General features: G+C 59.4%; 9 protein-coding genes and 1 pseudogene. 3 read left to right on the top strand and 7 right to left on the bottom strand.

Going from position 1 to position 12,037, the window contains the following annotated elements; genetic code table 11:
- Window positions 1–115 precede the first annotated feature (115 nt).
- From ACUN0E_RS01765 to ACUN0E_RS01755, 3 genes are all read right to left on the bottom strand, one after another.
- Window positions 116–1,438, bottom strand: a complete 1,323-nt coding sequence (locus tag ACUN0E_RS01765; protein ID WP_445570352.1) for a chloride channel protein — start codon at window positions 1,436–1,438, stop codon at window positions 116–118.
- A gap of 123 nt (window positions 1,439–1,561) precedes the next feature.
- Window positions 1,562–2,227 carry a DUF4396 domain-containing protein gene (locus ACUN0E_RS01760; protein ID WP_445565427.1) on the bottom strand — a complete coding sequence of 222 codons (666 nt, stop codon included), beginning with the start codon at window positions 2,225–2,227 and terminating at the stop codon, window positions 1,562–1,564.
- Between the two features lie 201 nt (window positions 2,228–2,428).
- Window positions 2,429–2,866 (bottom strand): hypothetical protein, encoded by a 438-nt coding sequence (locus tag ACUN0E_RS01755; RefSeq protein ID WP_445565426.1) that lies wholly within the window; start codon window positions 2,864–2,866, stop codon window positions 2,429–2,431.
- Between the two features lie 1,522 nt (window positions 2,867–4,388).
- Between ACUN0E_RS01755 and ACUN0E_RS01750 the strand changes: the two genes are divergently transcribed.
- Complete coding sequence (locus ACUN0E_RS01750; RefSeq protein ID WP_445565425.1) at window positions 4,389–5,501, top strand: mechanosensitive ion channel family protein; 1,113 nt, start codon at window positions 4,389–4,391, stop codon at window positions 5,499–5,501.
- Between the two features lie 323 nt (window positions 5,502–5,824).
- Here the strand turns inward: ACUN0E_RS01750 and ACUN0E_RS01745 are convergent, their stop codons facing one another.
- On the bottom strand, window positions 5,825–6,064 hold the full coding sequence (locus ACUN0E_RS01745) for a hypothetical protein (protein WP_445565424.1): 240 nt from the start codon (window positions 6,062–6,064) through the stop codon (window positions 5,825–5,827).
- Window positions 6,065–6,155: 91 nt separating this feature from the next.
- Between ACUN0E_RS01745 and istA the strand changes: the two genes are divergently transcribed.
- Both istA and istB read left to right on the top strand, forming a co-directional pair.
- Complete coding sequence (gene istA, locus ACUN0E_RS01740; RefSeq protein WP_445570351.1) at window positions 6,156–7,820, top strand: IS21 family transposase; 1,665 nt, start codon at window positions 6,156–6,158, stop codon at window positions 7,818–7,820.
- Window positions 7,817–8,587, top strand: coding sequence for an IS21-like element helper ATPase IstB (gene istB / locus ACUN0E_RS01735; protein ID WP_006397378.1), 771 nt, complete (start codon window positions 7,817–7,819; stop codon window positions 8,585–8,587). Before istA ends, istB begins: the two co-directional genes overlap by 4 nt.
- A gap of 196 nt (window positions 8,588–8,783) precedes the next feature.
- On the opposite strand, the gene ACUN0E_RS01730 is transcribed toward istB, so the two are convergent.
- The 3 genes and pseudogenes from ACUN0E_RS01730 to ACUN0E_RS01720 form a co-directional block, all read right to left on the bottom strand.
- Window positions 8,784–9,494: a chloride channel protein gene (locus tag ACUN0E_RS01730; RefSeq protein WP_445570350.1), complete on the bottom strand. Its 711-nt coding sequence runs from the start codon at window positions 9,492–9,494 to the stop codon at window positions 8,784–8,786.
- Window positions 9,495–9,638: 144 nt separating this feature from the next.
- The gene (locus ACUN0E_RS01725; protein ID WP_445570349.1) at window positions 9,639–10,739 is read right to left on the bottom strand and encodes an IS5 family transposase; all 1,101 of its coding nucleotides are present in this window, start codon (window positions 10,737–10,739) and stop codon (window positions 9,639–9,641) included.
- 78 nt (window positions 10,740–10,817) lie between these two features.
- A pseudogene (locus ACUN0E_RS01720) lies at window positions 10,818–11,737 on the bottom strand (chloride channel protein).
- Between the last annotated feature and the right edge of the window lie 300 nt (window positions 11,738–12,037).

Genomic DNA, 12,037 nt, shown 5'->3' with positions numbered 1-12,037 from the left:
GTCAGGCGATCCTTACTTGAGAGGAAGTGTGAATATCCGTCGCCTTGCCCTCCAGTGGCAAAGACGTCCGGAAGCCGATCCAGGCCAGACTTCCGCAATCGACCGGCTGACGCAATCAGGCCTGCCTTGCGCCACCGCTGCCATAGCGCTCCGATAACGCCTCGTACAACGGCGGCGCAAACAGGCGGGAAACCTGGCTTGCAATCAACGCAGTCGCCATCAATGAAATCACGAGCGCGTGCCCATCAATCATCTCGATCACGATGACAAAGGACGTGATTGGACTTTGCGTCACGGCCGCGAGATAGCCCACCATGCCTAGCGCAATCAGCATCGGCAGTTGCATCTGGGAGAAAACAAGGTGGAGCGCATTGCCGATGCCCGCACCGATGGCAAGAGACGGTGCAAAAAGCCCGCCCGGCGCACCGGGCAGATACGATCCGATCATCGAGGCCATCTTGAGTACCGGATACATGATCGTCAGATGCGCGCGTCCATCAAGCATGTCCCTCGCTTCGACGTAGCCGCTACCAAAAGTGTGCCCACCGGAGAACACGCCGATTGCAGCAATCACGAGCCCACAGCCGGCACCGAACAGGATCGGGCGACGGGTACGGCAGTCCAGGACAATGGACGGCATCCATCGCCGGGTATTCAGAAGCAGCCAGCAGAAGATGCCGCCCGCGCTTCCGGCAACGATGCCAATGAGAACAACTGCGACAGCAAGCAGATCCGGAAAGCCCGTTCCGATGTCGATCGTTCCGAAATAGGTGTAGTTTCCCTGGATGCCTAGCGAAACGATACCGGCAAAGATGATCGCCGTGATGAGCACGCCGCTGGTGCGCTGCTCGAAGCTGCGGGTCAACTCCTCAATGGCAAAGACTACGCCCGCCAGCGGTGCGTTAAATGCGGCTGAGAGGCCTGCCGCCGCCCCGGCTAACGCCAGTCTGCGCCCCAGTGCACCGCCTCGCATGGCACGAAACCGCTTTGGGTAAAACGTACGCAGATTGAACATCAGCGCCGCGCCAACATGAATTGTCGGTCCCTCGCGTCCGATGGTGAATCCGCCGAGCATGGCGAGAAACGAGACCAGGATCTTGCCGACAAGGATTCCCGGCGTGAGAAGACGCTCGCCGAGTCCACTGCGGTCGTGCAAGATTGCGATGACCTGCGGAATACCGCTACCTTCAGAGCCGGGGAAGAAGCGCAGCGTCAACCAGACACAGATCGCACTGACCGCAGGCGTGACGAGTAGCGGCAGCCACCGGTATCGAGTGGCGTACTGCAGAAATTCACTGTAGCCAAAGTCAATGAGCCGTGCGTAGGCGACCGCAACAAGTCCGACCGCTACCGCACCGAGCCAGAAAACACCGTAATGAAGCCATAACCGGTGCGCCCGTTGAAGAGTTCGCTTGTCAACAAATGAGCGCAGGCGCATGGCGTCCAGGTGAAAAGAAAACTGCCAGTAAAAAGGCCGGAGAGGATCTGACGACAAGCACAGACCAGATCAGACATCGCAGGTTCGTTGGGCGCATGAGCCCTGGACTTCCGAAATTCGAATTCACATCTTTTCCTTGATGCCCTTGCGGATCAGCCACCAGTTGACGGGATACGTTGTCAGGAAGCCAACCACCATCGCAACCTGCATCATCAACCAGTACGCCCAGTCGGTTGGCTTCAGATACGGATAGAGCGCGGCTCGAAACGTCATCCACGCGAACATCCCCACTTCGTAAGCGACAAGCGAAAACGTGTCGATTTTTGCCGCGGTCACGATGCCTTCCATCAGGCCCAGGCCACGCACCGGTGCGACCGAGAAATACTGGAAAACAATCCCGAAGAGATACGCGAGCACAAATCCGATCAGAATTTTCCCCAGCAGATCGGAGCCGAACAGCGTGAACGACAGGCCAAACGCCAGCCAGTCGCCCACGAAATCGCCCAAGGCACAGCCCGCACCGCAATGCGACGCGCCGGAAAACGTCGCCTGCCACATGGGCTTCTCCCTGGGGCCCGGGTTGCTCGCCGGTCCGGCCCGTCCGAACCGGTAGTAGAAAATGAGACCCACCGGCCCCCAGTAAAGCATGGTCAGTGGCCAGACAAGCTCCATGATCTTCATGTGCTGCCGCCGTCCCCGAAGGAATATATCGACGAGGACCCAGGCTGCCGACCCAACCGAGAGCCCGACGTACAGCTTCGCAATCACATCCAGCGTCTCGTGCGTCATAAAGCAACCTGAAAAGGTGTCCCTCACGCAATGGACGTTCCAGACGCCCGGATCCCGGCCCACGAATATCCCCGTGGTCGCCTTCCCAGGAATAGACTTGGTGTGGGTTACTGTGCGCTGCAGGTCCTGGCCCGGATCTGTCCTGGGTCGCTGCGCGTCCAGCAACGCGTTCAACGCACCCGCCCCGCCACGAATGGTTCTTCAACGCGCTGGCTTGCCAGAGAAGCCTGAACAGGTGATCGTCAACGGCCCAACGACTGTTCCCGGGGGATACGGGATTGTCCAGTGCGCCTCCCGTCGGGACATGAGCGAAGCTCTCCCCGTGCCGTTCAGTACGAGAAGATAACCGGGCGTACCCGATATGGGTGTCCACACCGCCTCATAACCCTGTCTGAACGGAACAATCGAGAGAGAGCCGAAGACCCGCTGGCCGTGATGATCGAAAAGCGCGACCGGTGCCCCGTCGACCAGTCGGAACGCGCCCTCCTGGACTTTGCCTGGAATACTTCCTTCTACGCGCACTCCATTGCCCTTAAGCTCGCCGCATTCGTTGCCCGCGGCCATCGCGCGGGACGCCGCTGCCAGAAGCATAAAGAACGTAAAAAGCATCAGGATCGTAACCGCAGCGAATTTCGTCACACGCATGTCCAGTCGACCAGGTTGACCTGGCAGCTAATGATTGCGCCCATCAGGGGTATCGGGAAAATCCGATCATCCAGTTTGTGAGTTATCGAAGCTTGCGTAATTCATCGAGAAAAATGCACAGGTAGGCGGCCACGTCGTTTTCAGACGGGTGGCGCGGCAATTCGCAGGGACATCGTGTGCAGGAAGGACCATCGCACCACGCAGCAGGCGCTCCCACGTAAATGCAATGAAATCCGCCGGCCGTCGGGTAATCGATATTCCAGGTTTGCTCCTGTCGGGACTCTACATTCGCCTGGCACCCGCGCCTGAGCAGAAGCGCATCGAGCACACCGCTAGCACAACGAGGCAGCCGATGAAGAGCTGACAACAATTCCATATACCCGCCCCCTCACGGCACGTGCCACCCTTGTTACTGCCTCAAACGCTAGATGCGCTTCGATCCTTTGTAGCATGAGCACAGTGCCCTTCGGGTCTTACGAGACCTCGGACATTCCCTATCGCCTCGCGAGCAATGAGCTAGCGTTTGCTTAACCGGCGACGCAGCGAAGCGCGCGCACGCTCTAGTGCCCGGTCTAGCGCGATGCGCTCCGTGACTCCCGAGTGACCTGACATAGTGAACGGTTCGACGCAGGCATACACGGTCTCACCCGACACTGCATGCCTTGCCATCGTATCGACCCAGACACACCCCGCGGTGCATTCTTCCTTTGTTGTTTCACTGATGATTTCAAAATCAGCGTAGACGGCTGAGTCTTTCATGTAGCCCCCACCCCGAACCTGTTGAACCGGCAACCAGTACGAGCACCTTCTGCCGGCAGGAGATGCCAGACCTTCCCGGTCGATGAAGCAGATCGAACCCCGCAGACTTTGCCGCAATCGATCGTCGCGAAAATCGCCCGAGCGAGACATACCGCAGCAGCAGACGGATCCAGAATTCGTCGCAGGCCGGCCATGGGAGCCGTCAGACTCCCAAGAGATGTTTCATTATATATCACTATGTGATGCAATTGATTGACCGGCGGAATTTTTGTTTTCCGGTTGCGTTCCAGAATCGTCGGCCCGAGCAGAATCATGCGATGCGTGCCGCACCTGGGCTTCACTTGAAGCACGATTGCGCCGACTGGCGGTGCGCTGGATCACGTCGCCCGGAAATGGCGAACTTCGGGCCGTCGGCCTACCGTCACCCATGTTCCTGCCGGCAAAGGCAATCTTGCCGTGCCGTAAATTCATGATCGCCCACCTCCCTTTTGCAGAGCGGGACGGTCGAGCGGCTCCCGAGCGCCCTCGTTGCGCGCGACGACTTCTGCCTGATTCAATACATCGTTCACGCCGGTCTCGTCATGAGTCTGAGGCCCGCTCCCGAACGGATCAGCAATACAACTCGCGGACTGCTTAGAACTGACGACGGATGCGGCGTGCAAAAAAACAAAGGAACTTTTCGAGGTGTAATCCGCCAGACAGGCAGTTGTAACAATTTGCGACGCCGATCCATTTCGATGATGAGAGGGGTTTTCCAATGAAAAAGTGGCTGGATCTGAACGCCTTTCTGGGTGTACCGGCAACGGCCTGGCTGTCCGCAGCGATTGCAGTCGTGGCCAGCTATTTCCTGCTGTCAATGCTTCTGCGTTTCGTCACGGGCCGTATCGAATCGTTGGCTGAAAGGACCTCGACGAAACTCGACGACATGATCGTGGAGGTACTCAAGAGCACGCGGAGCGCGACAATCCTGATCTCGGCGTTGCTTTTCGGTGCTGGATTTCTCGGGCTGAACGACCGGTGGGAAACGCGCGTCAATCACGTCTGGTTTCTGGTGCTAGGGATCCAGGTCGCGATCTGGATCAACCGGGGCGTGACAGTCTGGACAGCCGGACGGCTTACGGCGCAGGGTGCCTTCGCGCATAATCCCGTCATCACGACGATGCTGTCCTGGATGCTAAGGGGACTGTTATGGTCTGTCCTGCTGCTCGCTGTGCTCGCCAACATGGGCGTCAATATCACCGCCTTTGTCGCCAGCCTTGGCGTGGGTGGCGTGGCCGTGGCACTTGCAGTCCAGAGCATCCTGAGTGACCTGTTCGCCTCGCTTGCGATCGGTCTGGATAAGCCATTTGAGATTGGCGACTTTATCGTGTTTGGCGAGATCGCGGGAAGCATCGAGCATATCGGGCTCAAGACCACCCGCATCCGCAGCCTGAGCGGCGAGGAAATCGTGTGCAGCAATACCGAGTTACTCAAGAACACGATCCACAATTACAAGCGCATGACGGAGCGGCGCATCGTCTTCGGGTTTGGAGTGACCTATGACGCGACGCCGGATCAACTGCGGGCGATACCCGACAAGGTCAGGCAGGCGGTAGAAGATGCGGGCGATACACGCTTTGATCGCGCTCACTTCAAGCAGTTTGGGGGAAGCTCGCTGGACTTCGAAGTCGTCTATTACGTCACCGATCCGGCATTTAATCTCTACATGGATATCCAGCAGAAGATCAACCTCGCCTTGATGACGGAATTTTCCGATGCGGGCGTCGAATTCGCGTTCCCAACCCACACGCTTCACGTCGCCAGCGCTCCGGAGGAACCGCTTCGCCCGATCAGACAATCTTCAGCGCAGCGCGCTGCGCTCCAGAACTGATGACTTATGCCACCCTGTGTAGCCCGTGGCGCGCGAATGATTTGGGAAGCCCATGCTCGTCGCGCCATGTCGAAATATTTTTTGCTGGCGCATGGCAAAAAAAAGCCCGGCATTCCTGCCGGACCGTAGAAAGGTTACCCCGCACTGTGCGGGGCTGCCCTGACGTGAATCACGACTCCGCCCCTGTACAGGGATCCGGGATCGGATGACTGAGATTAGTGATGCTTTATTAAATGCAGCTTAAGCGCGACGGAAGCTGGGGCCAACGGCTGTCGCTCCCTGTCGTGACCGCCATGAATTTCGATGGCCTCGCATGGTGACGGTTATAGCCCGATGAAATACGTTTCCACCTCCATTTCTTCCGACCATAGCTGAACGTCGAGCATCTCTCCAAATTCCACCGCGACTCCGTGATACATGCAGCAGACCCCCTGCGCTGTCCGGTAGATAATCACCCACTCGGACTCCGTCCTTGTCCCGGTCTCCGACTGCGCCGCCAGCGCCCGGCGGAACGTGTCGAGATGCAGTGCCTTGCCGAGGCGTTTGCCCCGGCGGTCGGTCAAATTCCTCCGGGTATGGTCACTTCAAACTCCCCCACCTGACGACCGTCGGCTGAGCCACTAAAGCTGCCGGGAGAGGTGTTGCAGGACGTCTATCTTCGTCTCCTTCGAACAAGAAGGAGTTCAGGGAGTGAACGTCTTGAAGCCGCACCTGCAAAGCACCGTATTCACATTACTCGATCGCAACAAGAGCCAGCGCCAGATCCAGCGGCTCACGGGCATCGACCGCAAGACGATTCGTCGCTATCAGGCGATGTTCGAGTCGGAGAAGTCCGCTTCGGCAAACTCCCCCATGGTGACCACCGGCGCTGAAACGGCCGTCACGCAAACTCCCCCACCGCCGCGACCACCGGCTACCGACGGTTCCAGCAAAACCACAACGTTCAATTTCGCCCGCTCCGCAAGCGAACCGCATCGCGAATGGATCGAACAGCAGGTCCGCCTGAGGCGCAACGCGCAGGCGATCTATCAGGATCTGGTCGATCAGTTCGCATTCACCGCGAGCTACGAGAGCGTCAAGCGTTTCGTGCGCGCCTTGCGCCACATTGATCCCGAGCAGTTCGACCGTCTCGCGTTCGCCCCCGGCGAAGAAGCTCAAGTTGATTATGGCGAAGGTGCACTGACCCGCGATCCGAAGACCGGCCGCTACCGACGCCCGCGGTTAGTCGTGATGACCCTACGGTACTCGCGGCGCAGTTTCCGGCGCGTGGTCTGGAACTCCAGCAAGCAGGTCTGGGCCCAGCTTCACGAAGAAGCCTTTCGTTACTTTGGGGGAGCGGTCAGCTACGTTGTGCTCGACAACCTCCGGGAGGGCGTCATCACGCCTGACCTGTACGAACCCGAGATCAACCGGCTCTACGAGGCGATGCTTGAGCACTACGGCGTCGTCGCCGATCCGGCACGTGTGCGGGACCCGAATCGAAAGGGGACCGTCGAGAACGCGATTCAACATACGCAGGGCACCGCGCTTGCCGGCCGCCGTTTCGAGTCGCTCGAAGCCCAGAACGAATTCCTGATGCACTGGGAGGCAAACTGGGCGGCCAAACGCATCCATGGCAGCACCCGGCGACAGGTCGAGGCCATGTTCCAGGAGGAGCGGCCGCATCTGCGGCCGTTGCCGACCACCGGCTTTCGCTACTTCACGGAGGTCGTGCGTACCGTCTGGGACGATACCACCGTCAACATCGATCGCAGCAACTATGCGGCACGACCTGCACCGATCGGCAGTCTCGTTTCAGTGCGCATATACGATTCCACCATCGAGATTCGCGATCGCCGTACGCAGGCGTTGTTGCGCACCCATCCTCGCGCCCTGCAGGCCGGTTCGCTTGAATTGCCCGAAGACGAACGCCCGTTCAATCCGTCCCGCCAGAGCGCCTTCCTGCTCGCGAGCACCGGCGACATCGGGCCACAAACAAAGGCGCTGTGCCAGCACATGTTCGATAGCGAAGGTCGCGTCGGCCATCGCGCCATGTGGGGCATCGTTGGTCTGGCGAAGAAGTATCCCGCCCGGCTCGTCGAGCAGGCCTGCGATCACGCGTTGCGTCATCACGTCTACCGCTACAAACAGGTGCGCGCGATCGTCGAACGGCTGTTCGAACAGGCACTCGAGCGTCTCGATCAGGCACCGCAGCTAGAGCTACCTCTTACGCAGGATCACCCGCTGATCCGTCCTGCCGCCGAGTACGGCGAACTCTTTGCCCTCGGTGCGCAGCACGGCGCCGAACCTCAACCTCCAACTGGAGAAACACAAGCATGACCATGACGTTACCGGAAATCGAACGGGCTCTCGGACAGCTCCGCCTGTCTGGCGTGCGCGACACACTCGAAACGCGCGTGTTGCAGGCCCAGGGCTCCCAGCAGCCGTTCCTTGAAACCTTCGCACTGATCCTGCAGGACGAACTGGATCGCCGCCAGTCCCGGCTCATCGAACGCCGCTACAAGCTCTCCGGCCTCGAAGAGAAACTCACGCTCGCCGAATTCGACTGGGCCTTCAATCCCAAAGTGCCTCGCCAGGCCTGCTTCCAACTGCACACGCTGAAGTTCATCGCCGCCGGCGACAACGCGCTGATCATCGGTAAACCCGGCACCGGCAAATCGCACGTTGCGAAGGCCGTCGCTTACCAGGCCGTCCTGCAAGGCCACAAGGTGCAGTATCTTGAGACCGACGACTTCTTTAACCGTTACGCGCTGAGCCCGACTGCCCAGCGCGAAGCCCGGCTGCGGGCTATCCTCGAGAGCGATCTGCTCGTGCTGGATGACCTGTTCCTGTCGCGTACGATCCCCGACGCCGCTGGCGCACTGCTGCAAACGCTGATCCATCAACGCTACAAACTGCATCGAAGCGTTGTCGTCACGTCCAACCGCGTTGTGCAGGATTGGGGCGCATACCTGGGCGACAACACGATGAGCACCACGATCCTCGACCGGCTCATGCATCACTGCCACCTGCTTGAATTCGACGGCCGCAGCTACCGCCTCAAGGAAGCCGCTGAAACGCTTGCGCGGAAATCGAAAACCAGCTAAATAAAACCCTTAGTCCTGCTGCACAGGGTAGGGGAATTTGCGCGACCATAAGTGGGGGAGTTTCAACTGACCGTCCGGGTTTGCACACCACCTCTACTTCGTGTACGAGTTTCATCGGTCTTCCTCCTTCGACAGAGGCACAAGGCGGCCTGCGTCAACGAAAGCAAAGCGGTCGCGAACATCGCGTGCTCCAGGCTTACCCTGGGAAAATCCTGATGCTTCCGGCCACAGCGTCCGCAATGTGCTCTTTCGCTATAACACCGAGCACGCGAACTGGCGCGCTCCCGTCGCGCTGCCCCAGCACCACCGCCATGACTGCGTGTTGTTTCCAGAGTCTGGAGATGACGCCGAAAGCGACGTCCTTTTCCTGCACCACGATGAAATTGCGCTGCGCCAGCGTCCCCAGTTCGATATCCGAGCCGCTTTGACTGACCGCGCGCCGCAACCCCGTATTGATACGCAACACGCCGTAGATCTCCTGCTGCCTTGTAACGACGATATGCCGGAATGCGGGTCCTTCAAGGTGGGCCATCAGGTCACGAAAAGGCACTCGCCCATCAAGCACCAGTACATCGGTCTCCATGACCTGGGCGGCGTTCTGAACCAGAAACATGTTGGCACGCAACGCATTGGGAATCGGATGCCCGCGCCGTACGAGCTTGAGCGTATAGATACTCTCAGGGCAAAGTAGCCGGCGCGCACCCAGGCTGAACGCCACCGCGATGATCATCGGCAGCACGATGTCGTAGTCCCGCGTCATTTCGAAGATCATCGCGACCGACGTCATTGCGGCCCCTGTCCCACCGCCCACCATGGCGCCCATGCCCACCATTGCGAAGGCCGCCACGCTGACGGGAGCGCCCGGTACAGCCATTGCAATGAAGGACGCAAATGCGGCGCCTAGCAGGCCGTTGAAATATCCGTCGTTGATGCGCTCAGGTGCATTACGACGGATGCTGGGTTCGCATTTTTGAAACGCGGAACACGTTTGCGGGCATTCGACGTTGCTCGCGGGTTCGCCATATCGGTGTTATCCATTGCTTCCTGCTCCTCAACCGGCAAGTGTGCGCATACGCGTCAGGTTGTAGCCGACCTGCGTCAACACGAAGAGCTGGTCTACGCGTTCAAGTCCTCGATACATCGCTTGTCGAATTCGTCCGACTGTCTTGCCCCATCCGAACACCTGCTCAATGCGCTTACGTTTTTGCTGGCTGACCGCGTAACCCGGCCAACGCGTAGTTCGCTCGTCAATTGCTGAACCGCCTGGACGCCCATCGTTTTGTGCCACATGCGGCGTGACACGATTCGCGCGACAACTGCCGACGAAGCCGGCGGTGTCGTAGTTCTTGTCCGCCCCGACCGTGATGGCGCCCGGTGCAACACTTGCGGCATCAGCAAGCATCCGCCCGGCCGCGTCGCGCTCGGCGGTGCCCGTCGCCAGCGTCACCTGTGCGTTGACCACCAGGCCATGCCGGTTGTCGGTCAGCACGTGGCCCATGTAACAGAGCATCGCTCCGGTTCCTTTGCTCTTGCGAAACAGGCGCGCCTGCTCGTCCGTCGTGGATTGGTGCGTCTCGTTACTGCGCTTCTGTCCGTGCCAGTTGTCATTCGGCGCGGGCGGTTCGTCAGGAGGCGTGTCGTCTTTGTCCGGACTTGCCTTGGGCACAAAGCTCTTATGCCCGGCCCATGCCTGAATCAACGTGCCGTCGACGCTAAAGTGCTCTCCAGAAAGATATCCGCGCTCGCGCGCGGTCTCGACTGTCTCGTTGAAGAGCAACACCAGCACATCGTGTTCGAGCAACCGGTCGCGGTTCTTGCTGAACGTCGAGTGGTCCCACACGGTCCCGTCCATCGGCAGGCCGACGAACCAGCGGAACAACATGTTGTAGGAAATCTGTTCCACCAGCATGCGCTCGCTACGAACTGAGTACAGCACCTGCAGCAAAAGAGCTCGCACCAGCTTCTCCGGCGCGATGCTCGGCCGGCCACCTTTCGCGTCAGCTTCGTACATCCGCGCAAAAACGTCGTCCATGCGCTTGAGCGCGTCATTGAGCCAACTGCGAATCGGACGCAACGGATGGTCCTTCGGCACGAAATCATCCAGCTTCAACACGGTGAACATTGACTCGGTAAAACCATCTGGCCCACGCATCCGTTCCATCTCGCTCTCATTGATGACATCAGTTCAACGTTTACACCTGCGTCCCGGATGACCGTTCCGCGAGGTATTTCACCGGCCTGCTAGTGCAGCACCAATGAAAAGCGACGGCGAGAACACGCCGCCAGATGAACCGGATCCAATACTGACAGATGTCGCCAGTGTCTTGCATAAGGCGAGTAACAGGAGAAAACCACCGCCCTGAAGCTGGCCGTAAAGGGTTGCCTGAATGGTCGCATATCCCACACCTTCAACGTAGTAGTGTCCCGCGTAACGCCAAAGCAGGTACATCGTCAGCCCGACAATCAGCATCCCCAGGGCGTGGCGCCGGTACCGTCCGGGTATCCGGTCGAACGCGTCTTCCGCCCAATGCAGCGAGCGGATCAGCAGAGCGGCGGCCGCTCCGGTGATTGCACCCAGCAGCGCGTAAAGCACGAGCGTTAGAACGCCACCTGGTTCGTTCGAGATCGCGCCCAGTTGTGCCGGCACAAAAAACGCAGGGGCCGCGCCAAAGAACAGGCGGCCAAGAAAAGTCGCCGTGCCTGTGGCCAGCGCAACGGGTAAAAACGTGTTGACGCTGATCTCCGGCATCATCAGTTCGGTGGCGAATAGCACGCCACCAATCGGCGTATTGAACGTCGCGGCAATACCTGCACCCGCGCCCGCAGCCACGAGGGTGATGCGCTGTCCTGCGGTCATGCGGACCAGTTGCCCGAGTGTTGAGCCGAGCGCCGAGCCGATCTGGATGATCGGGCCTTCACGCCCGACGGCCGCGCCCGAGCCGATGCGATCGACTTCACGACAGCAACCACGGGTCTGATTACGCCACGCTTGTAGTAAATCGCGTCCATTACCTCCGGCACGCCATGCCCTTTTGCTTCCGGTGCAAATGTGCTCACAATCCACGTGACAGCGAGCCCGCCCACCACCGGCACGAGAATGACGAACACGCCCCAAGGTGACGCCGGAGTGAAATGACTCGCGTCGTACATAAACGAGAATCTTCCGAGAAAGAACGCATTGTGGACGAGCCCTATCAGCGCGCGAAATACAACGGCGCCCAGGCCGGTTACGATACCCACAATGAAAGCCGGCACGCACAGCCAGCGCAGACCCACTGGCGCGACCGAATCGTCGTCCTGCTGAGCGGACTGTTGAGGCTGCGCCGCCGATACCTTGACGTGACGTGGATTGATGGTCGATGTACTTTCAGCCTGATCCGGTCCATCGCTCATGTGTTGACCCCGTCGAAGCGAGAAATGATCTATACACAGCGTAGGGCAGGAAACTCG

The organism is Paraburkholderia sp. D1E (assembly GCF_052682275.1).
The sequence above is the reverse complement of the archived record's forward strand: the minus strand, read 5'-3'. Positions and strand labels throughout refer to the sequence as shown.